Source organism: Flavobacterium sp. LC2016-13, from assembly GCF_009707955.1.
GTDB lineage: Bacteria > Bacteroidota > Bacteroidia > Flavobacteriales > Flavobacteriaceae > Flavobacterium.
This window is the reverse complement of record NZ_WMDQ01000015.1, coordinates 1-24,527: the sequence shown is the minus strand read 5'-3', so window position 1 is coordinate 24,527 and position 24,527 is coordinate 1. Positions and strand designations below refer to the sequence as shown.

15 protein-coding genes are annotated in these 24,527 nt (G+C 32.7%); 9 read left to right on the top strand and 6 right to left on the bottom strand.

Features of this window, described 5'->3' with window-relative positions:
* Positions 1-208 precede the first annotated feature (208 nt).
* The 3 genes from GKZ86_RS22340 to GKZ86_RS22330 all read right to left on the bottom strand — a co-directional run bounded on the left by GKZ86_RS22340 (position 209) and on the right by GKZ86_RS22330 (position 6,020).
* Positions 209-1,381, bottom strand: a complete 1,173-nt coding sequence (locus GKZ86_RS22340) for a cellulase family glycosylhydrolase (protein WP_154785259.1) — start codon at positions 1,379-1,381, stop codon at positions 209-211.
* An 81-nt stretch (positions 1,382-1,462) separates the two neighbouring features.
* Positions 1,463-2,986, bottom strand: a complete 1,524-nt coding sequence (locus GKZ86_RS22335) for a RagB/SusD family nutrient uptake outer membrane protein (protein ID WP_154785258.1) — start codon at positions 2,984-2,986, stop codon at positions 1,463-1,465.
* Positions 2,987-3,002: 16 nt separating this feature from the next.
* Positions 3,003-6,020 carry a TonB-dependent receptor gene (locus GKZ86_RS22330; RefSeq protein WP_154785257.1) on the bottom strand — a complete coding sequence of 1,006 codons (3,018 nt, stop codon included), beginning with the start codon at positions 6,018-6,020 and terminating at the stop codon, positions 3,003-3,005.
* 389 nt (positions 6,021-6,409) lie between these two features.
* Here GKZ86_RS22330 and GKZ86_RS22325 point away from each other — a divergent pair, with 389 nt between their 5' ends.
* The 3 genes from GKZ86_RS22325 to GKZ86_RS22315 all read left to right on the top strand — a co-directional run bounded on the left by GKZ86_RS22325 (position 6,410) and on the right by GKZ86_RS22315 (position 14,629).
* The gene (locus tag GKZ86_RS22325; RefSeq protein ID WP_154785256.1) at positions 6,410-10,360 is read left to right on the top strand and encodes a two-component regulator propeller domain-containing protein; all 3,951 of its coding nucleotides are present in this window, start codon (positions 6,410-6,412) and stop codon (positions 10,358-10,360) included.
* Positions 10,361-10,573: 213 nt separating this feature from the next.
* Positions 10,574-11,023: a response regulator gene (locus tag GKZ86_RS22320; RefSeq protein ID WP_154785255.1), complete on the top strand. Its 450-nt coding sequence runs from the start codon at positions 10,574-10,576 to the stop codon at positions 11,021-11,023.
* A gap of 12 nt (positions 11,024-11,035) precedes the next feature.
* The gene (locus GKZ86_RS22315; protein ID WP_154785254.1) at positions 11,036-14,629 is read left to right on the top strand and encodes a PAS domain S-box protein; all 3,594 of its coding nucleotides are present in this window, start codon (positions 11,036-11,038) and stop codon (positions 14,627-14,629) included.
* 103 nt (positions 14,630-14,732) lie between these two features.
* Here GKZ86_RS22315 and GKZ86_RS22310 read toward each other — a convergent pair whose 3' ends face one another.
* The 3 genes from GKZ86_RS22310 to GKZ86_RS22300 all read right to left on the bottom strand — a co-directional run bounded on the left by GKZ86_RS22310 (position 14,733) and on the right by GKZ86_RS22300 (position 16,767).
* Positions 14,733-15,152: a lipocalin family protein gene (locus GKZ86_RS22310; protein WP_154785253.1), complete on the bottom strand. Its 420-nt coding sequence runs from the start codon at positions 15,150-15,152 to the stop codon at positions 14,733-14,735.
* A 304-nt stretch (positions 15,153-15,456) separates the two neighbouring features.
* A complete protein-coding gene (locus tag GKZ86_RS22305; protein ID WP_154785252.1) occupies positions 15,457-15,612 on the bottom strand; it encodes a hypothetical protein in 156 nt (51 codons plus the stop codon).
* Between the two features lie 132 nt (positions 15,613-15,744).
* On the bottom strand, positions 15,745-16,767 hold the full coding sequence (locus GKZ86_RS22300) for a hypothetical protein (RefSeq protein WP_154785251.1): 1,023 nt from the start codon (positions 16,765-16,767) through the stop codon (positions 15,745-15,747).
* 558 nt (positions 16,768-17,325) lie between these two features.
* Here GKZ86_RS22300 and GKZ86_RS22295 point away from each other — a divergent pair.
* The 6 genes from GKZ86_RS22295 to GKZ86_RS22270 all read left to right on the top strand — a co-directional run.
* On the top strand, positions 17,326-18,681 hold the full coding sequence (locus tag GKZ86_RS22295) for a GH1 family beta-glucosidase (RefSeq protein WP_154785250.1): 1,356 nt from the start codon (positions 17,326-17,328) through the stop codon (positions 18,679-18,681).
* 59 nt (positions 18,682-18,740) lie between these two features.
* The gene (locus GKZ86_RS22290) at positions 18,741-18,905 is read left to right on the top strand and encodes a hypothetical protein (protein ID WP_154785249.1); all 165 of its coding nucleotides are present in this window, start codon (positions 18,741-18,743) and stop codon (positions 18,903-18,905) included.
* A gap of 247 nt (positions 18,906-19,152) precedes the next feature.
* Complete coding sequence (locus tag GKZ86_RS22285) at positions 19,153-20,277, top strand: hypothetical protein (protein WP_154785248.1); 1,125 nt, start codon at positions 19,153-19,155, stop codon at positions 20,275-20,277.
* Between the two features lie 24 nt (positions 20,278-20,301).
* Positions 20,302-20,796 carry a DUF4280 domain-containing protein gene (locus tag GKZ86_RS22280; RefSeq protein WP_154785247.1) on the top strand — a complete coding sequence of 165 codons (495 nt, stop codon included), beginning with the start codon at positions 20,302-20,304 and terminating at the stop codon, positions 20,794-20,796.
* Positions 20,789-23,566, top strand: a complete 2,778-nt coding sequence (locus GKZ86_RS22275) for a DUF2235 domain-containing protein (protein ID WP_154785246.1) — start codon at positions 20,789-20,791, stop codon at positions 23,564-23,566. Before GKZ86_RS22280 ends, GKZ86_RS22275 begins: the two co-directional genes overlap by 8 nt.
* An 83-nt stretch (positions 23,567-23,649) precedes the next feature.
* Positions 23,650-24,527: DUF2931 family protein (locus GKZ86_RS22270; protein WP_230328256.1), on the top strand; the 878-nt coding region annotated here is incomplete at its 3' end.

Sequence of the window (24,527 nt, the reverse complement as noted above, 5' to 3'; positions counted from 1 at the left end):
ATTTTTTAAACACATAGGAACATAGTTTTTCTTTGTCTATAAAAGGCGTTTCACTAATTAAAATGCACATAGCTATGTGTGAAAGCTTGCTTTTTTTATAATCTCAAAAAGGAAACAATAAATCTATGTTTCTATGTGTTTAATTTTTTCGCCACAGATCTTAATCATTTGAATCTGTGCAATCTGTGGCAAAAAAAAATCTAACAATCTATTTCTTATTTGCCTCAGAAGTCATCTTTTTGATTAAATCTGTTTCGGCTTTGATGTATGGTGTTCCGTCATTTCTAAGAACTTCGTGAAACCATAGTTTTGGTTCTGCATCGTATTTTTTTGTCCAACTGTCCCAGGCGTATTTGGTTTGCGTTTTTCCATCCACAAAACCCCAGTTGATCATGCCAACATTGTATTTTCTGGCGATCGGTAAAAAGCCTTCGAATGTGCTTCTGTTTGGTCTTGCCATATATTCGGTACACAATAAAGGTTTTCCGTAACGCTGCAATTGTTTGATTACTTTTTCGAAATCCTGTGGTGTATTGTAATTATGGAATGAAACAATATCGGATTGTTCAATTTGCATTTTGTGCATTGGTTTCATTTTGGCTTCATCGCTCCAGTCTCCGGCCCAAACTCCAGAAGTTAATGGCTGCGATGGATTGCTTTCTCTTGCCCAAACAAAAACATTTTTTAAGAGAGGTAAAATCAAATCGACTTTGTTTTTAATTTCAACTTTTTCGTAAGATGGACCTGTCATGTTATCCGGTTCATTCCAAACATCCCAGCCTAAAATACGTTTGTCATCTTTAAAATGTGCCACGGTTTCTTTTACATATTTCTCTAAGCGAGGATATTGTGTAGAATCCTGTAATACTTTTTGTCCCGGACTCTGCATCCAGCCAGAATTATGTGTATGTGGTTTTGGAGCTCGTTGTTTTCCTAAAGCAGGAAACGGATCCCAACATGAATCAAATAAAACGAAAAGTGTTTTGATATGATGTTTGTCTGCAATTTCTAAAAATTTGTCCATGCGTTTGTAAAATCCTTCTGCATCTTGCTGATGTAATAAATCGTGCAGGTAAACGCGCATTACATTCATGCCTAAATTTTCTGCCCAGCCTAATTCCTGATCGATTCTTTTTGGATCAAATGTATCATCCTGCCACATCTCTAATTGATTTATAGCTGTGCTGGGATAATAATTTGAGCCTACTAACCAAGGCTGTTCTGCATACCATTTATTGGCCTGATCTTTTGTCCAGATTTCTCTTTTTTCTACTACGTTTGTTTCGTTTTTATTTTCTTCGACATTGCTTTTTTTGTTGTTACAGCTAAGCAATACAAGTCCTGCTAACATCAATGTTAGATACAATTTTACTTTTCTCATTATAAATTTTCTTGTTATGAACAATCGTTCTTATGATAAGGGAATCAGACTTGTAAATCTGATTCCCTCAAAAATTCAGTTTTAATATCCAGAGTTTTGCTCTAAATTTGGATTATTATCTACATCACTTTGTGGAATTGGCATTCTGTGATTTTTACCTACTGTGAAGTTTTTAAAATCCGGATCACGAAGCGCAATTTTATCAACCGAAGCCTGAGAATCTAAATCTCCCCAACGTTTTAAATCTTCCCAGCGAACACTTTCTCCGGCTAATTCTAAAACTCTTTCTATTTTTAAACGCTCTAAGAATTTATCATGATCATTTCCAATTTCAGGATGCGCAACTGCCAGTGTATTCATGTTGACACGTGCTCTCACTAAATCTACATATTGGTAAGCATCTGCAGTATTTCCTAATTCGTTTAAAACTTCAGCATAACGCAATAAAATATCTCCGTAACGAACCAATCTGTAATTTACCTGGTTGTAATAATCTTCGTTGTCTCGGTAATAATCACGGCTTCCTTTTCTAAACCATGCTTCGTCATTATTCCATTCCCAGTTTCTACCGTATGTTTTGTCTCCAAAATCAGCCAGTAATTGAGGGTAATATAAAGTCCATCTTAAACGAATATCCAGATTACCGTCTTTATTCTTTTCTTGTTTGAAAGCATTTATTAACCAAAAACGTGCTTGTCCATCAGACCATCCAATTCCTCTTGGTGCAAAAAATTGAGAACGGTTGCTTGAAACTGCAGCATTTTGCGCTTCATCAGTTCCGCCTTTTCTTTGATCTCCAAACTGGATTTCAAAAACAGATTCGCTGTTGTTTTCATTTACATCTGTAAAATTGTCTCTGTAATTTGAAACCAAGCTATACTTTGCTCCCGGACCTGTAATTAAATATTCTAAAGCTCCTTTTGCATCGGTCCATTTATGTTGCTGCATGTATAATTTCGCTAAAAATGCTTTTGCAGCACCTTTATCCGGTCTTCCGGTTTGATCTCCGGACCACGTTGCAGGCAAATCGACGAAAGCTTCATTTAAATCGGTTTCAATTTGAGCCCAAACTTCGGTTAGCTTTTTTTGTTGCGGAAGGTCATTTGGTTGTGAAGGCGTCAAAACAATTGGAATATCTTCCCAAAGTACTGCTGCATAATAGTAATTTAAGGCTCTTAAAAATTTTGCTTCTGCCAGAATTCTTTTTTTGGTTTCTTCATTTTCAAAAGGAATATTTGGCACATTTGCCAATACCTGATTGCATCTAAAAATAGCTTTGTAGGTATCTCTCCAGGTTACGGCATTTCCTTCCCAAAAATTATAATTGATGTAATTAAATCTTGTCCAATCTGCTAATTCTGTCCACGGACTTACACTATAACCTTCATCAGAAGTCAGGTCTAAGCGAAAATAAATCCATCTTGCCCACAATCCATCTTTATAAAACATGGCATAAATTGAGTTTACGCCGGCTTGTGCATCACTTTCAGTTTTCCAATACTGATCTACTGTTATATCATTTGGACTGTTCAGGTCTAATTCGTTTTCACAAGCTGTAAAAACAAGACCCAGAAAAGCTGCTGCTATTATTATTATTTTTTTCATTACGTTGTTTTTTTAATTAAAAGCTAAACTCTACACCAAAAGAATAAGTCTTAAGATTTGGGAATGCACCATTATCTACACCTCTTTCAAAAATTTTATTATCGCCAGTATTACTGAACTCAGGATCTAAACCTTTATATTTAGTAATTGTAATAACATTTTGTGCAGACAATGTTAATCTTGCTCTGGTGATTCCTGATTTTGCTAAAACACTTTCTGGCAAATTATATCCAAATCCTATGTATTTTAGTCTGATAAAATCTCCGCTTTCCAAGAAACGATCACTGTCTCCTCTTGAGTTTAAGGTTGAACCTTTTGTAATTCTAGGAAAATCAGTATTTGGATTTTCCGGTGTCCAGGGCTGAATACCAGTTCTGTAATTACTGTTGTCATCAAAACGATCAACAACACTTCTAAATCCATTGTAAACAGTAGCCCCGTGTGAAGCAATCCAGTTCATAGAAAAATCAAAACCTTTGTATTCTGCTCCGGCGTTTAATCCCATTTCAAATTCCGGCCATGGACTTCCTACAACAGCTTTGTCTTCGTTAGTAATTTGTCCGTCACCGTTAACATCTTTAAAACGAATATCTCCGGGAACGGCATTTGGCATAATAACTTTTCCTGCTGCGTTTTTGTAGTTTTGAATTTCATCCTGAGATTGAAATAATCCATCTGTTTGCAGAACGTACCACATTCCTACCGGTTGTCCGCTGCGGGTCATTGTGTTTCCAACAATATTTTCATTTTGACCGTTACCTAAAGAAACCAGTTTGTTATTTACTTTTGTGAAGTTTACAGAAGCATTAAACGAGAATTCATCGATTTTTTTGCTGTAAGCCAATTCTAATTCAAAACCTTTATTTTCGACAGTTGCAGCGTTAGAAATTGGATTTCCTCCATCATTACCTGTAGTCAGTAAAATTGGGAAACCAAACAATACATCTTCTGTGCGGGCAATAAAATAATCGGCTGTTAAACGCAAATCATTATTTAAAACTCCTAAATCTAATCCTATATTGGTTTGTTTTAATTTTTCCCAACGCAATTGTGAGTTTGATAATTTTACCTGAGCTGCAGAAGGATATAAATTTTGATCATTACCTAATACAATCTGTCCAAAGTTATTAATGAAGCTTTTCGATTCATATTCTTTGATATTTCCAGAACCTAATTCTCCATAACTCGCTCTTAATTTTAAATCTTTAATAAATTCTGATTTAAAAAATGATTCGTTGCTTATTCTCCATCCGGCAGAAAGTGACGGGAAATTACCCCATTTATTGCCATCGCTGAATTTAGAAGAACCATCACGTCTGATAACAGCATTAAATAAATAACGATTATCATAATTGTATTCTAACCTTCCTAAATAGGATGTTAAAGCTGCTTCGTTTATGAAACCGCCAACTACTGGTGAATCTCCCTGATTTAAAACTTCATAATATTGGCCTGTTCCTGAATTCATTGGAAGATTTCTCTTCGTTCCGTAAATTTGATCATAAGTATCTTTTTGGAATGTCTGACCTAATAAAATAGTTAAATCATGTTTGCCAAATTCTTTTTTGAAAGTCAGCGTATTTTCAAATAACATCGCTTCAGATCTTCCTTTATTCTGATCTGTCTGAGATGGATCTTGCGGTTGGTTTAATGTCCAGCTTCCTTTTTTTCTCATGAATTTATAAGAATCAAAACTAGTTTCGTATCCAAAATTGAAACGGTATTTCAACCATGGAACAAATTTTAATTCTGACCAGATATTTCCTCTAATTCTGAAGTTTTGATTTATAGTATTTGCAAAATCAGCAATTGCCAAAGGGTTTGTACCAAAAGTATCGGCAACACCTTGTTTTCCATAACCATAACCGCCTGGGTTAGAAGGATCGTAAAGCGGAATTGTTGGTGTCATTCTGTACACATCAATAATTGGGTTTCCAGACATTTCATCTGTTTTAGAATTACTTACTGCTAAGTTTTCTCCAATACTGAAAATTCCTTTTGAACCGCTTGAATTTACACGAAATGAAATTCTGTCAAAATCAGTTCCAATAACGGTACCTTCATTTCCAAAATAATTTCCAGACATAAAAAAAGTCGAGTTTTCATTTCCACCGGAAAAACTGGCATTATAATCCTGCATCATTCCGGTTTGAAAAGTTGCATCCTGCCAGTCTGTATTTACAGCCATATTTAAGTTTTGTCTCGCAAACCCAGCATTATCATACGCCTGATTATTGAATTTTGCGAATTCTTCGGTTCCCATTAAATCATATCTTGGCATGGTTGTAAAACTCGTTTTTGCTGAAACTTCAACTTGTAACGGTCCTTTTTTACCTTTTTTGGTCGTGATAATGATTACACCATTTGCCGCTCGCGAACCGTAAATTGCTGCCGCCGATGCATCTTTTAAAACCTGGATACTTTCGATATCATTTGGGTTAAAATCTCTGTTTGCCGTTGTAATTAAACCATCAATTACATATAACGGATTTGCACTTTGAAGATTTTTTAATCCACGAATTTCGATATTAGCTTCTTGTCCCGGTCTTCCTCCGCCACGAACTTTTACTCCGGTAACCAATCCCTGCAATCCGTCTGCGACTGTAGTCACCTGACGTTTTTGAATTTCACCGGCTTTTACCAGAGAAACTGCTCCTGTAAGGTCTTTTTTCTGTTGAGAACCGTAACCTACAACAACAATTTCATCGAGTTTTGTTGCATCTTCTGTTAAAGAAACATCGATTGTAGTTTTGTTGTTAATTTCGATTTCTGCTGTTTTATATCCTTGTGAGCTAAAAACCAAAGTCTGGTTTGAAGCCGCCACAATTTTATATCTTCCGTCGAAATCAGTAACGGCGCCACTTTTTGTGTTTTTGATCACAACATTTGCAAACGGTATTGGTTCTCCTGTTGCAGAAGCTACTTTTCCCGTTATGGTAATTTGTTGTTGGGCATACGTTTGTTGTAATAATAAACTAAAGAAAAACAAGAGGTAATATCTCTGCTTTAAAATCTGTGTGAGCTTTGTTTTCATTGATTTTTCATTTTAGATAGTTTCATTTTTTTTGGTTGGTTTTTTAAAATTGCATTATAAATTTTAATCATTCTCTATGAACGAAAAAAAATCTATATTGCTCATTAATAATAATGAGGTCATTTTGTCTAGTAAATTAAACATGATTTATTTTTTCAAACTTTATTTTATTGATAGTGTATTTTTTAGTGCTAAAAATTATCAATATGATTTATTTGAAAATCCAAAGTAGATGATTTTTATTCAAAATAAAATGATTGATTTGTGTCAAAATCTATCTCAAATGATTCAAATTGTATCATTTTGGAATAAAAATAAATTTCTTGCAACATTTGGAATAAGATTGAGACGATTTGAAGAACATCTTTTTTATACAAAAATTCAGAACAATGCGTAAATTCTTTCTTTTTATATTTTTTATAGTTTTTTCAATAAATTTTATTCACGCTCAGGAATATTATTTTAAACATTTTCAGGTTGAAGAAGGTCTTTCTAACAACACGGTTATTACTTCAATTCAGGATGAAGATGGTTTTATGTGGTTTGGAACTAAGGATGGTTTAAACAGATTCGACGGCTATCGTTTTAAAACCTACAGAAGCCAAAACGATCCTGTACACAGTCTGGGAAGTAATTATATTCAGTCGCTGCACGCCTATCAGGGAACTATTTGGGTAGGAACTGATAAGGGTTTATATCTGTATAATAAAAAAACAGATCAGTTTGTTGTTTTAAACGAAGCTATAAATGACAGGATAAACGATATTAATCATGATAAAAATGGAAATATCTGGTTTATTTCAGGAAACATTTTATATAAATACACGCCTGCAAAAAAAGAAACCAAAACATTTAATCCGAACAAATACTTTATTGCAACTTCGATTACCAGAGATTCTAAAGGTGAAATCTGGGCTTCATCCTTAAATAAAATCTACCACTATTCTGAAGAAAGCCTTTCGTTTGAAAATATTGTTTTGAATCCGCCTTCTGATAAAACAAATTTTAGAATTACTATTATTTATGCTTTAGATCAAAACAATATTTTGATAGGAACTCAGGATCATGGTGTTTTGCTTTATAATCGAAAAGACAAAACTACATCTGAGTTAAAATTCAATATTAAAGAACCGGTTTTTGTCCGACAGTTTAAGAAAAAAGGAAATGAAGAACTTTGGATTGCAAGTGAATCCGGCGTTTATGTTTATAATCTGAAAACGAAAAACACCATCAATCTTAAAAAAAATTACAACGATCCGTATGCGATTTCAGATAATGCGGCTTATTCTATTACTATTGATAAGGAAAACGGGATCTGGATTGGAACTTATTTTGGCGGCATCAATTATCATCAGAAACAATACACGCAATTCAAGAAATATTTTCCGCAAAACAATCAGAATTCGATTAGCGGAAGCGCTGTAAGGGAAATACATAAAGATGTTTCGGGTGATTTCTGGATTGGAACTGAAGATGCAGGTTTGAATCGATTTAATCCGAAAACGGGAAAATTTACTTCGTATTTGCCCAACGGAAGCAAAAGCGGCGTTTCATATTACAATATTCATGCTTTATTGCCTCGAAAAGACAAAATTTGGGTGGGAACTTTTGAGCATGGTCTGGATGTTTTAGATCGAAAATCGGGCGCGGTTATCAGACATTATAGTGCTAATGATCCTTCGACAGGTTTACACAGTAATTTTATTTTTTCTTTTTATGAAACAAAAAAGAAAGAGCTTCTGGTTATTACAACTTCTGGAATTTATAGTTATAATGAACAAAAAGATAATTTTGACATCCTGAAAATATTTCCGGAAACGGCTCATTACACAAACTTTAAGGAAGATATTGACGGAAATTACTGGGCTGGAAGTTATAGGGACGGATTGTTTTTTTATAACCCAAAAACCAGAAAAAAAGAGGTTTTTATTTATGACTACAAAAATCCAAATGGCATTAGCAACAATTCGATCAATACTATTTTTGAAGACAGCAGCAAAAATTTATGGTTTGCTACTGAAAACGGTTTGAATTTGTTTGATAAGAAAACAAGAACTTTTAAAAAATTCACGACCAAAAACGGATTTCCGAGTAATGTATTTTATTCTATTTTAGAAGATGATGCCAAAAATTTATGGCTTACGACTTCTAAAGGTTTGGTGAAATTTGGTTCAGATCATAAAAACATCAAAATTTATACGACTGCAAATGGTTTATTGAGCGATCAGTTTAATTACAGCTCAGCTTTTAAGGATGCAAATGGCGATATGTATTTTGGAAACCTCAACGGAATGATCAGTTTTAATCCAAAGAATTTTACTAAGAATAAATACACGCCTTCTATTTTTATTACCAATCTTCAAATTAATAATAAAGATATTGGTGCCAGCGAAAATGATTCGCCTATAAAACAGTCTATTTCGCATATTGATGAACTGGAACTCGACAACAACCAATCGTCGTTTAATCTGGAGTTTGCATCTTTAAATTATACGGCGCCGGAACTTACAGAATATTGGTATAAACTCGAAACTGTAAATAACGATTGGGTTTATCTGGGTCGCAACAACAAAGTTTTTTTTACAGAACTGGCTCCTGGCGATTATGTTTTTAAGGTGAAATCGTTAAATAGTTTTGGTGTCTGGAGTAAAGAGGTTGAATTAAAAATTGTCATATTACCTCCATTCTGGGCAAGTTCTTATGCTTATTTTTTCTATTTTTTATTGATTTGCGGTTCGTTTTATTACATCATACGTTATTCGCAAAACCTGACACAGGTTAAAAATAACCGAAAAATAAAACATCTGAATGATGAAAAAGAAAAGGAAATTTATCAGGCTAAAATTGACTTTTTTACCAATGTCGCACACGAAATAAGAACACCTCTAACGCTTATAAAAGGACCTTTGGAGAAACTTTTGGTGATGGAACATCAATCTGCAGAAGTGCCGCAGAATCTTTCTATAATGAAAAAAAATACTTCCCGATTATTAAAATTGGTGAATGAATTATTAGATTTTAGAAAATCAGAAATCGGCGGACTAAAACTGACTTTTGTTGAAGCTAATATTTCCTCGATGGTTCGAAATTTATACTTGAGATTCAGTCAATTGATTGAAGAAAGAGGAATTGAATTTGAACTGGAATTAGGCGAAAAAGAAATTTTTGCTTTTGTTGATAAAGAGGCTTTCAAAAAAATCCTGAGTAATTTAATTAGCAATGCCATAAAATATTCTAAAAACAAGGTTTCGATAACGCTTTTCAGAGATGAAAAAAAATTGACATTAATAGTCAAAAACGATGGCGAACTGATTCCGTTTCAATTGAAAGATAAAATTTTTGAGCCTTTTTTCAGGGTTGATAATATGGATACAACATCCGGAACAGGAATTGGGCTTTCGCTGGCAAATTCACTGGCACAATTGCATAACGGAAGTTTGCAGTTGATTGCGGATTCTCAATTAAACATTTTCGAACTTGTTGTGCCTTTGCATCAGGAAGAAGAATTTATGTTTTATACTGATTCTGAAAAGGAAGAAAACTCAAAAGAAACAGAGAAGGTTGAAATTGAAATTAAACATGAAAAAACGCAGGTTTTGGTGGTTGAAGACAATGAAGATCTTTTAAATTTTATTGTAACAGAATTAGGTTCATCGTATACAGTTCTGAAGGCTGATAATGGAGAAAATGCATTAAAAATTATTCATAACGAAAATATTCAATTGATTATAAGTGATGTTCAGATGCCGGTTATGGATGGTATTACTTTGTGCAAAAGAATTAAAACGAATCTCGAAACAAGTCATATTCCCGTGATTTTATTAACGGCAAAAAATTCGCTTAAATCTCAAATTGACGGTCTTGAAGTTGGTGCTGATGCATATATTGCAAAACCATTTTCGATGGATTACTTAAAGGTTGCAGCGAATAATCTGATCGAAAACCGAAAACAGATTATGAATTATTATGCGAGTTCTCCTCTTTCGCATATTAAAAGCATTGCGCACAATAAAACGGACGAAAAATTCCTGAAAAAACTCGATGAAGAAATCCTGAAAAATATTACAGACCAGGATTTAAGTGTAGAATCGCTGGCTGAAATCATGAATATGAGCCGATCTACTTTATACCGAAAAATTAAGGATATTTCGAATTTAAGTCCGAACGAATTAATCAATCTTGTGCGCTTAAAAAGAGCTGCGGAATTGCTTTTGAATGAAAACTATAAAATGTATGAAATTGCCGAAATGGTGGGTTATAAATCGCAAACTAGCTTTGGCAGAAACTTTCAAAAGCATTTCACTATGTCGCCGTCTGATTATATTGCAATGAATAAATAATAGCTTTAGAGAATAAACAAGAAGGTTTATTAGCATAATTTTTCATACAAATTAATACGTAAAACCGTAAAGAAACAGAAGATTCCGGCTTATTAAAATACACTTGAATAATACTAATAAAATTAGTTTTATATTAGCAGTACGAAAAGTCCTTTACAATTGAGTTAAAATTTAAAATAGCTCATTTTTTTCTTTAAAATTTATTACAATAAGATGAATACCCACAAATACAACCTTTTACTTGCAGATGATGATGAAGATGATTGCGCTTTTTTTAGGGAAGCCCTTGATGATTTACTACTTCCTGTCTCTCTTGCAACGGTTAATGATGGCGTAGAACTTATGGATTTTCTAAGAAATAATGTATCTGATAATCTTCCTGATATTCTTTTTCTGGATTTGAATATGCCTCGAAAAAATGGTGTTGAGTGTTTGACTGAAATTAAACAAGCAGCTGATTTAAGAGATCTTCCTGTTATCATTTTTTCTACTTCTCTTGATATGACTATTGTTGATCAGATGTATGAAAAAGGTGCAATATATTATATCAGAAAACCGGGTGATTTTTCTAAATTAAAAAAGGTGATTGAAAATGCCCTTGCAGTAACTGCAGGAAATAATTTTAAACAACCTGCCAAAGAACATTTTATCCTTCAACCCTAAAAATATATTTGAATGGGCAGTACAAATAATGAACATTATTTTCTAGCTGACGGTGGAGAAATGGGCGAGTTTATTCGCGCTAAAGATTGGAGCAAAACATCTTTAGGCAATCCTGATAACTGGCCACAAAGTCTTTGTACGATCGTATCTATGATACTGAATAACCCATTTGGAATGTATATTGCCTGGGGTAATGATTTTACTCAAATTTATAATGATGGCTTTCGCCCAATTCTTGGGTTGAGCAAACATCCGCAAGCTCTGGGAATTAGTTCCAGAGAAACATTTTCTGAAATTTGGGACACAATAGGTCCTATGTTTGCAGACGTTATGAAAGGAAAAGCGGTTAGTTTTCCTGATTTTATGGTACCATTACACCGAAATGGATTTGTAGAAGAATGTTTTTTTGATTTTTCATACAGTCCTATAAAAATAGAAAACGGAGATGTTGGCGGAATTTTGGTTACGGTAATTGAAACTACCGAAAACAAAAAAACTGCTCAAGCCTTAAAAGAAAGCAATGCCCGATTTTTAAACAATATTATGCAGGCGCCTATCGCCATGTGTGTTTTTAGAGGTGAAAATCATATTGTAGAAATTGCCAATGAGCAAATGCTTCAATTGTGGGGCACGACTGGTGAAAATGTAAATAACAGACCTATTTTTGATGCACTTCCCGAAACAAGAAATCAATATCTGGAGACATTACTTGATAATGTTTACAATACCGGTGAAAAATTTATTGGTAACGAAGAACCTGTCAGATTTATTAGAAACGGACAGGTAGAAGAAACTTATATTAATTTTGTTTATGAAGCGCTTAGAGAAACTGACGGTAGTATTTCCGGCATTGTCGCAATAGCAATTGAAGTTACTGAACAAGTAATTTCTCGTTCTAAAATAGAAGAAAGTGAACATAAAGTTCGTGCTTTGGTAGAAAATGCACCTTTTCCTATTGCTGTATATGTTGGCAAAGAAATGATCGTAGAACTTGCCAATGATTCTATTATTAATGTTTGGGGAAAAGGTCATGATGTAATAGGAAAATCTTTCAAAGATGTTGTACCAGAACTTGATAATCAATTGGTTTTTGAGCAAATAAATACTGTTCTGGAAACCGGAAAATCTTTTCATACCCGAAATACACCATTAGATTTAACCGTAAACGGAAAATTAGGTACTTATTATTTTAATTATAGTTTAACGCCTTTATACGATGTAAATGGTAGTATCTATGGAGTAATGAATACCGGAGTAGATATAACGGATTTAAATCTGGCAAAGAAAAAAATAGAAGAAGCTGATAAGCGTTTTCGTAATACTGTAAAACAAGCGCCTGTTGGAATTACCATTTTGCGTGGCCCACAACATGTTGCAGAAATGGCTAATGAAGCTTATCTTAAATTAGTAGGCAGAGAAGAAAGTACTTTTATCAACAGACCTTTATTTGATTCCTTACCTGAGGTCAAAGAATCGGTTAGTGCCCTTTTAGACAACGTTTTAAAAACAGGAATTCCTTATCATGGATATGAAGTTCCAATTCCGTTAAATAGAAGTGGAAAGCTGGAAATATTCTATTTTGATTTTCTTTACCATCCTCTAAAGGAGGAAAATGGAGAAATTTCAGGAATCCTTGTTACGGTGACCGAAGTAACTGAAAAAGTAGAAGCCAGAAAAAAAATCGAATTAAACGAGGAAAGACTTAATATTATTGTTGAAGCCAGCGGACTTGGTACGTGGGAATTAACCCTAAAAACAAAAGATTTACAATATTCAAGAAGGTATTTCGAAATTGTTACCGGATATACAGACGACAGATATTTAACGCACCAGGAATTACTTACTCATGTTCATCCTGATGATTTGCATATTCGCGAAAAAGCGTTTAAAGATGCCATTATTGATGGATATATTCATTATGAAGCCAGAATAATTCGCGATGATCTTTCTATTCATTGGGTCGAAGCAAAAGGAAAAGTTTTTTACAATCCCGAAAACGAACCTGAAAGATTATTAGGAACCGTTCGAGATATTACAACCGAAAAAAATCATCAGCACATATTAGAAGAAAGCGAAAAAAGATTCAGAGACCTTGTTATGCAATCTCCGGTACCAAAAGCCATACTAAGAGGCGTTGATATGGAAATTGAAATGGCTAATGTGGCACTTTTGAAAAATATATGGCAAAAAGAAGAAAGTAATGTTCAGGGCAAAAAATTATTTGAGGTATTTCCCGAACTCAACAAACAAAAATATGCAAAACTTCTAAATCAGGTTTATGCAACCGGAGAAGTACATTCTGAATCTGAATCATTTTTCTATATAAATACCAAGAATGGTCAGGATAAGTTTTATATCGATTTTGAATACGCTCCTATGCGTGAGACAGATAATACTATTTCAGGAATAAAAATGACAATTATTGATGTTACTGAAAAAGTTGAAGCCAGAAAAAAAATAGAAGAAAGCGAGAAAAAATTCCGTTCCCTGACAGAAAGTATTCCTCAACTAATTTGGGAAACTGATGAAAAAGGAAATGCTTTATTTGCCTCCGGAAAATGGTTCGATTTTACAGGTGTTCATCCAATTGGTGAAGCAGAATGGAGAGCTATTATTCATCCTGATGATTATGACGAAAACATAAAAGTATGGAGTAATAGTTTAGTCACCGGAAAAATGTACAAAACCGATGTTCGTATTAGAAGTAAAAATGGTTTCTACAGATGGCATTCAGTTATTGGAGAGCCAGTTTATGACAAAGACAATAAAATCATAAAATGGGTTGGTGCTTTTACAGATATTCAAACTGAAAAATCTTTTACGCATGAACTCGAAAAACAAGTTGCCGAGCGAACAAAAGAATTAGAACAAAACAACATTGATCTGGAAAAAATGAATAAGGAACTTCAGTCGTTTGCTTATATTTCGAGCCATGATTTACAGGAACCTTTACGGAAAATCCAGACTTTTGCCACACAGATTATAGAAAGAGAATCTGAAAATTTATCTGAAATTGGAAAAGATAAATTTCAAAGAATGCAAAATGCGGCGCAAAGAATGCAAACCTTAATCAATGATTTACTTTCTTATTCCAGAACCAGTACTGCCGAAAGAGTATTTGAAAAAATAGATCTTTCTGAAATTATTGATGAAGTAAAAGAAGATCTGAAAGAAGAAATCGAACAAAAAAATGCGGTAGTAGAAAGCATTAAAACCTGCGAAATAGATATTATTCCGTTTCAATTCAGGCAATTGATATATAACTTGGTGAGTAATTCGCTAAAATTCACCAAACCTGATGTTTCGCCTGTTATAAAAATTAAAAGCGTAATAGAGAAAGGTGAAAATATAGATAATGAATTAGTATCTCCAGAAAAAAAATATTGCCACATTAGTCTTTCAGACAACGGTATTGGTTTTGATCAACAATATAATACTAAGATATTCGAAGTATTTCAGCGTTTGCACGGAAGAGAACAATACAACGGAACAGGAATTGGACTTGCCATTGTTAAAAAAATTGTAGAAAACCATAACGGTATTATTACCGCAAAAGGAGAAAAAGATAAAGGTGCCACTTTTGATATTTACCTTCCAATTGAATAAGGCTAAAAAAATAAAATCCATAAAAAAAACGGAAATAACTTAAAAGTTATTTCCGTTTTTGTCTTTTAATCCACAAAGAATTAAAGATTTACTTTTGATCTAATTATCTTGTATAAACAGTGATAATACCAGTAGCTTTATCTTTTAATTTTAATTCTTTGTTCGTTAAATTCATGATATCAGATGTTGTACTTACACCACCAATAGAAATAGTCAAGTCATTATGAGATCTTGCATAAGTTCCTGTAGTTTCTGTTAAAGAACAATTAGTTCCTTGATAATCACCAATAACTGCAGCGTTGCTTATTCTTAAATCTAAGTAATCTCCATTACAACCTGGTTGGTTTGCCGGAGCATCACCCAATTGTTCTTTACCGTCTACAATAATACCTTGTTTACTAAGGTTATATTTTCCTTCAATAGGAACAATTGTTTCTCCTTCATTGTCATCACTACTACAAGAAGTTGCGAACATACCTAAGCCTAATGCTAATACGAATAATATTTTGTTTAAATTTTTCATGGTTTGATTTCTGTTTAAATTGTTTTTATTTAATTATACAAGCAAAATTAACAGGAAACAACTTGAAGAATGTTCTACAATTTTTCGATTTTCTTACATAATTTTTATTTTAAGATAATTTTAACCTGAAACATTGCATTATCAACAGTATTTACTAATTTGAAATAGAGGCCTTTTTTTAGTATTTTTTATTTTTTTGATATTAAAAATAATACTTAACCACCTTATAGACTTTATATTACAATTACTTATTTGTTTTTAATAATATAATTCGGGATTTTATATTAAAAACTATAAATAAAAGTTATGGCGAATTTTTGATTTGAAATATTTGGCGAATTTTCAATAACGTATTTAATGGCAATTTGTCATTTGTATTAATTTGCGATAAAGCAACATCAATATTAGCATCGATAATATTTAAATAATAAAAAGCTTGTATTATTATTAGTTTGTTCATGTGTATAAAATAATTCAATATGTAATAAGACCAAAAATTAATATTTTTTTAATTATTTTAATTGTTAGTATAATTTGAATAAAAATCAAACTACTTCGTAAATAACTTTTTACGAAGTAGTTTGACCTAATATTATTGCTCTGTATATGAAAAATCACAGCTTATTTCTTTATACACTCCACCTATAGTAGAAGTAAAAGTAGCCTTAAGTCTACCGCCAACAGGTACATATGCATTATTTTTCTTTCCTCCACTATCCCTAACAAATGAATCACCGCTTCCTGAGATAAAGGGTTGAGTAAAAGCATAATCACCAATTGTATTCGTATTACTTAATGCAAACCCGGCAGCTGAAACTGGATCAACAATGAAAGTACTAGGAGTAGCCACTACATAAGGTGATACTTGTAATACAGCTACAGTAGTTAACTGTGTATAATATCTAAAGAATTTAACTCCAAGATCGTTTCTATGTATTTCTCTTCCCGCATGGTAGAAAGCTGCATAACCGTTTTGATTCACCGCTTCTCCGCCAATTGTAGCTTCATCACCAATATATCTCCCTGTTTCATTCGGTATAGAAGAGTATTGAGCATAGTCTAATTTTTGACCATTAATTAAAACTTTACCATTCACATTTAAGACATTTGAAGTTCTTCCATCAAAAATAGTAGTAACTAATCCAGTTATAGGGTCTTTTTTAAGCAAATTTTGATACGTTTCTTTTAAGGATTTAGATTTATCAAAATCAATTACAGATAATGAATTTATTTCATCAGCTATACTTTGAATACTAGTAAAGTTTAATTGTCTTCTTAATTCATAAATACTGGATAGTATTAGACCATGATAAACCTTTAAACTACTAAGGATTGCTTCATTTTGTTTTTTAATATCTGATTCATTAGTCTTTTTAATATTTACATTAAATCCTTTTAAGGCTTCCGATTTATTGAAATTATCCATCGCAATTTTCTCGTTTCCAGATTTCATCGCAGTAATCTCATCTATTTTTTCCTCCATTTTTTCTTCAGATGTAAATTCAAGCACTTTTACTTCTTCTTTTACTAGTGAATTAGATTCAGTAGATTGATCATCATTATTACAAGAAACAAATGCTATGCATATCATAGCTAGAAAATAAATTCTTTTCATTTTTTAATTATTATTAATTTGATCTAACTTTTTTTTACGTCGAGATAGAATTTTCGACTTTAGCTGTAACATTTTCGCTTATAGTACAGCGTTTAGTAAAGAATGAATTTAAATTTGGCGCCGAATTTTAAATCGAAGGTAAATAAACAAATAAAATTCAATTTTACTTGTTAAAAAACAAAAAAAAATAATTTTTTTCTTTCAAATATGTTAATTAACGAGTTTTAATCTATTATTTTGGTGTGTTTTTTATTTATATGTTAAAATCAACTTGAAAAATACATTCATTATACCATAAATAATCTCCAGTAAACTTTTCTTATTTACACAACGTAGATTTAAAATATTCATTTGTAGCCAAATAAATCGTTAACTATTTCATAACCTTTACATTACGATTAGTTTATATCTTTTTTATTAATTTGATAAAAACTAAATACCATGAAATTCTTCAACCTGACATTCCTGACCTCATTTAAAGAATGGCTTTTTCTAAGAGCTATGCAATCTTCTTTCCTTCATTAATAAACTCGGCAAATAAAGGAAAGCAGCATTTAAATGAATAAAATTGACCATTCACTACTAAATAGAGAGCAATTTGGAGAGGATTTCCTATGGGGAGTTTCTACTGCTGCTTTTCAAATTGAAGGCGCTCATAATGCCGAAGGCAAAGGCGCTTCTATCTGGGATGTTTTTACATCTCAAAAAGGCAAAATAAAAAATGGCCACCACGCCATAGATGCCTGCGATTTTTACAATACCTATAAAGATGATATTGCATTAATACGTCAATTAAACATTCCTAATTTTAGATTTTCTATCAGTTGGTCCAGAATTATGCCAACAGGAATTCATCCTGTAAATCAGGCCGGAATTGACTATTATAATAAGGTAATCAACTTTTTACTTGAATGTAATATAGAACCGTGGGTTACACTTTATCATTGGGATTTACCGCATGCCTTAGAATTAAAAGGCGGATGGACGAATAGAGAGTCTGTTTCCTGGTTTTCTGATTATACCGAAGTTTGTGCGCAACATTTTGGTGATCGCGTAAAAAACTGGATGGTGATTAATGAACCTTCTGTTTTTACTGGAGCCGGTTATTTCCTGGGAATTCATGCTCCTGGAAAAAAAGGAATTACCAATTATATCAAAGCCATACATCATGTAACGTTGGCTACGGTTGCCGGAGCTAAAATTTTAAGAAATAAAGTTACAGATGCCAATATTGGTACTACTTTTTCGTGTACGCATATTGAATCTTTCTCAGAAAAACCTGCTGATGTTCAGGCTGCCAACAGAGTTGATACTTTGCTAAACAGAACTTTTATAGAGCCTATTTTAGGACTTGGTTATCCACAAGCTGATTTACCGGTTCTTAAAAAACTGAATAATTATATTTTAGGTGATGATCTCAATAACTTGGCTTTTGATTTCGATTTTATCGGATTACAATGTTATACGAGAGAAGTTGTAAAAGCATCTTTATTGACTCCTTATATTGGTGCAGAATTAATTAGTGCTGAAAAACGAAATGTAATATCGACCGAAATGGGTTGGGAAGTCTACCCTCCTGCCCTGTATCATATTCTTAAAAAGTTTAATGCTTATAAAGGAATAAAGAAGATCATAATTACCGAAAACGGAGCTGCTTTTCCTGATACCGTTACAAACGGAAAAGTATTCGATATAAAACGTACACATTATATACAGGATCATTTAGAACAAATACTGAAAGCCAGACACGACGGTTATAATGTTGACGGCTATTTTGTCTGGAGTCTGACTGATAATTTTGAATGGGCAGAAGGTTACAACGCCAGATTCGGATTAATTCACGTTGATTTTGAAACACAGAAAAGAACCATTAAACAATCCGGTTTGTGGTTTGGTGACTTTTTATCCAAATAAAAGAAAAGCACACGAGAACAGATTTTTGAAAATCTTATATAAACTTAAATATTAAAATTATGGCAATCAATTGGTTTATAATCGCAGCGGTAGTTATTGGTGTTATACTATTAGTTTATATTTTGATAAAACAGAATAAAAAAGACCGCAAAAAAATAGAAGAAGAATTAAATTATGTTTCGGAATCTGAAGAAGCCGAAATTGATAATGAGAAAGAATCGTAATTCTATCTTCAAAAATTTAAAAACTAAAAAATCCCGTTATGAAAATAACGGGATTTTTTACGTTTAACTACATTTTTTTATTCAACCGTCTGATTATTAGACTTATTATTTGTTTTTCATAACTCTTGTTTTTGTAAGAATTTTTTCTATATTTGAGTACTTGAGAATAATTTTATTTTTGGTTTTTTAGTAATTTTCTTAAATAAGTAGAATTAGTAAAATGAAGATGGAATTTTAAATGAAAACTATGGATTTGGAAAAGATTGCTTTTGATAAAAATTTTAGTTTAAGTTTTGGTTCATCCAATCAAAAAAGGATGTATGGTTTTTGCTATGAAATTTTTGAAAATGATATCCTGAAAAACCAAATTCATTATGAAGTTGAAGTCAATTTTTTAACGGATAATTCGGGTCGCAATTGCATTTTTGAAATCAACAGAAAACAATTTTACATCAACAATAAAACTCCCAATTCAAAAATAGAGCAAATTGCTGAAAAAGCATCTCAAACTATTTTCCCGCTTCGTGTAAAAATCAAAAACAATGGAGAAATTGAAGAAGTATTTACCAGCAATTCTTCAAAAAAACGCTGGCTTTCTGTCAAACAAAATATCATAAAATATTATAAAGGCGAAGCAACTGCAAAAATTATTGATAAAATCGAAACTGTTTTATTAAACGACGATTTGTTAAAGCAATCTATTTGTCAAAACTGGTTTTTCCATTTGTATTTTAAACCCTTATATGCTGAATATACTTCAAAATTAAGATTTAAATCTATTTGGGAATCTCCAGTATTTGGAAATCAATTTATTGAATATGGAGCCGTTCACACCATAAAAGATCATTATGATAATGATGATAAAATAAATATAAACGCTGCTGGTTTTGCCATTGATGAGAGAACTTTAGAGGAAATAATGCAAGGTTATAATTTTCCCAAGAAATACTTAAGCGAAGAAACATTTGAAACAGTAGATTCTAAGATGAATGTTGATTACAAATTATATAAAGAAGATCGCAGCATTTTTTCGGTAACAGGAACTTTTGAAACTAAAATTAACGAAAACACACAACGAAAAATTCAGGTAGAAATATACCATTTCCCGGAAAATAGTTCGTTTAAACCCTGGAACGACGCTGCACTTAAAGAAAGTAAAAGAATATTTCAATCTTACCAAACTAAAGATGAAGAAGATATTATTGATGTCGCTGCGATGATAATAAAACGACAGGAATTAAATCCTAAAATAGAAAGAATACTTGGATCTGTAAAAGAAAAAAATCAGTTCTATATTCCTGAAGAACCCATTATGCATAAAAAAATGAGTTTTGCAGACAAAGTAAAATCAGTTTTCAAAAAAAAAAAATAAATCCCTCCTTAAAAAAGTATAGCAATGGCCGAAAAACATTTTGTAGTGCATGGAGCAACCTGTCAATGTCAGTTTAGTGAAAAACCACAAACCGATGTGTTATTAGTAAAAACACATTCTAAGCATTATGCCAATGACAGCGAAGGCAAAGAAAAACTTGTTGCAACAAGCAAAGAAATTGGGCAGACAATGCAAAAAAATACGTTTGGAAATTGCAAAATGCAGCCTTCCGGAAGTAGTTTTTTGCCATGCCAGATTGTTATTCAGGAATGGAGTGGTTTTTATGAAAAAGTAACCTACTCTAATAAAGGAAATCCTTTACTCGAAGACAGTAAAGCCACTTGCCCAATTGGAGGAAAAGATTGCATAACAATTAAGGATCACGGGCAAAAAGCAGAACTAACGGAGAAAAACACAAAAAGCAGTTCGCCTGAAGTACTGTATGAGTTGCTTCCGGGAGTAAATTTTAGCGAGTTAGATGATGCTGTTTTAATGATTAATAATACTGCAAATGAGTAAAGATTTACATATTGTACCAAAATTGCCATTGCCTGAAGGTCAAAAATGGGATAACGCAAAAAATTGTCTGACACTTTCTAAATCAGCAACATTTACGGTTACCATCGCCAATATAGAAAACTATATGGATTCTATGTATTCTAAACCTAAGTCTTTTACTCCGGTAAGGAAAGAAGTTTATGATAATATGACCCTGGGCAGTAAAAACGATTATAAGCGAAAATTTGATGAGTACAACGAAGCCGAAGATGCTTACGAGAAAAATGTTACTGCAGAGCGTGCTAAAATACAATGGGCTTGGCAGTTAGTAAACAAAGGTATAGATCCGGCTAAATTAAATCACAATAACTCTTTTTCTTTAGGAATTTCGACTATAAATGAAAAACAAATAACCTTCCCTAAATTATTAGAAGGAGGCGGACTGACATGGCTCGAAATATTTACTGACGAAAATTCTCCAATAGGCAAACCACCTCACGGCATGTTTGTTCGTGCTACAGGCACACCCAAAGTTATTGCAGCCGAATGGCGTGATTATACAGGAAAACTAATAACCGAAGAAATCGCATTTGACTCTACCGTATATCTGCACATATACACACAAGCTTTATATGGAGAAAATATTCAAATACAATTAAGAGATACAAAACTTGCCAATGCAGATTTAACGCCTACACCAAGCGATGCAGACGGTGATCCTGTACAAAAACTTGAACCAAAACCATTAACCAGGTTTACACGTCCTGTAAGTGTGCATAAATATGATGAAAGTACAAAACCACCATCCGGAACTGTTACAGACGCCATAATTACGGACAAAGGAGAAGAACAAATATCAAACTCTAATGTACAAAAGTGTGTTTTTCCTGTATTTATAGAGCAAGCCTGGCAGTTTCAGGGAGCAGGAAGTTTTGATAGCGGAAGCAAATTATCTATTAATCCTATTGTATATCATAATAAAATAGAGAATCAGAAAATTGATTTAGATTCTGTACTTAAAGTTTCTAAAAACGGAATTTTGATGCAGGGAGAATTATCAGGAAATAACCCCTTGATGTTGAGCGAAGCCGAAAAAGGAGATGCACCGGAAGAACAAAAGAAAATTGATTTTACTTTTGGGGTTTTTATTGATGGGACATTAAATAATATGTATAACAGTATTGCAAGACAAAGCTGGGAAGATGATCAGATTAATAAAAGACACTCAAAAGTTTCGTATGAACAACAGCGAGACTACATTGAAGATCCGGAAGAACATTTAAAAGTTAACGCATCGAGTCAGAAACAAGTAGGAAAAGTAAAAGAAAGTCGTTATAAATACTCAGACGAAAGTAGTTATGAAAATGATTTAAGCAATCCTGCTATTATTTATAAAAATTATTTAAACAGCAATAAAAATAAATTACACCCTATATTCAAAATTTATACAGAGGGAATGGGTACCAATACCTTAAATGATGGTAAGGATGATGAGAATGATAAAAATGCTGAAACTGGAATTTTACCTCTTGAAAATTATATAACAGACGATATAGTAGAAGGTACTGGATTTGGACAAGGAAAAGCAGGAATACTAGACCGGGTAAAAAGAGCAATAGAATTGATGTCAGAAAAAATAAAAGCAACAAATCAAAAAGAATTGGGCACTATTACCGTTGATGTTTTTGGTTTTAGCCGTGGTGCTGCCTCTGCCCGTTGTTTTGTACATGAAATAACAAGACAATCTTATATAGCATCAACCTCATACGACAATGAAGGAATAGCTCATTGTACTGATGCCAATGGTTATGACGTTAATGAAAAATACAGCCGCGAAAAACTTCCCACTAATGGAAGATTAGGCTATATGCTAACAGAAGAAAAAATTACTTTTGATAAGCTAATTATACGATTTGCCGGATTATACGATACAGTACCACATCACGGTTTAGTACAATGGAATGATGTGAAAGATTTAGGTCTTAATTCTATAAGCAAAGCCAAATATACTGTACACATGGTAGCAGCAGATGAACATCGTGCCAATTTTAATCTAGTCGATATTTCGTGCATTACCGGAAAAAAAGGAGGTGGAAAAACAGATCGCGGTATAGAACTTTATTTACCTGGAGTACATTGTGATGTAGGAGGTAGTTATGTCGAAGGAAGAAGTGAAGTAAACGGAAGAATAATGGTAAGTCCTTTAACTTGGGGACCCGATTTAGAAAAAGAACAAGAACGACTTATTTCTGAAGGCTGGTTTAAGAAAAAGGAATTAACCATTCATTGGGATAATGCACAGCGAACTATTATAAATGGTGTTGCGCGTGTACTATCCTCTAACAGAGAAGCGATAAGCAATCAGTACAGTTATATTCCACTGCACTTGATGGCTAAGTTTTGTTTAGATAAAGAAGTACCAATCTATTTAAAAGGAATAACAGATGCTTATGATTTTAAGAATACGAAATTCTCGAGTATTTCTTTTTTAGAAAAAATAAAAGCTCGATTAGAACAATATGCTTTTCATGATGGTCAGCCTTTAATTTATGAAACTGTGTCTCTGCGAACAAATACAAACAATTCTGATGATCCAATTGTGACGATTAAAGAAGAAGAAGAAGAAGAAAGAAAAAAAGAAGAGGATAAACTAAACACTGATCTAAAAAAATTACGTCATGATTACCTGCACTGGAATGCCATTTATGGTGAAGGCTTTACCAATACATTAGTACAACCTAATAAACCTAATTTTGAAGGGAATCAACGAAAAAGAGTCGTAAACGGATAATTTAAAATATGAAAATAATACATAAACTATTTACTTTAGGGATAACAATGCTCTTATCCTGTAATAATTCAAATAAAGGAAACATGAAGACAGAAGAAAAATTTAATTGGGCTGCAACTGTAACCGCTCCTTTTAATTATCCTATAGAAATACATAAAGGCTATTTAGGAAATGATAAAAAAATGATGGCTGCGTTTATTAATACAGGTTTAAATCAAGATGGATGGTGTTATGATGGAGATGCACTCTCTGGAGGTAATGAAATGCCAACACAGTTATCTTTAACTTGGATAAGTTATGCTGAAAAAAAGTTTTGGAAAATTGAAACTGCGATAAATAAAACCACTCAGGATAAAATACAGCAATTGTTTAAAGAAGGTTATATGAATAAAGACTTAAATGGGGCATGGTCCCATATAACTTATAAAAAAATAACAATTGGTCTAGCACCCGGAGGAACTGTTATTCTCTGGTTAACAGGCCAAAATAAAAGGACTGAAATTGTAAACTATCAGGCTGTAGAAACCTTTGTAAGCGTTAATGAATTCTATAGAAATCCTCGTGAACATACACAGCAAGAGTTTTATGATTATTACTATGATGCATCTGTTTCTAAAGAAACTCAAGAGTACATCAAAAGGAATGGAGTTCCAGTAAAGTTGTGGGAAGATTACAGAACAAAATACAAGTACCGTTTTAATTTACATTTTTACAAAACAGATAAAGAAAGTTTTGATAGAGAATCAGAATATGTAAACGGAGAAAAAGAAATAATAAAAGTAGAAGATTTAAGCTTATATCAAAGTAAGCCCCTTCCTTCTTATTGTCGATTTTGGTTTAGTTTATATAACGCAGAGGCAGAATTTGACGGTGAAGAAGTCTTAAATGCTTTTAAAAAAATAAGCAAAAACCATCCTGATGCAACTATAGAAATTGAAGCAAGAGTAGCTTTTATGTATAA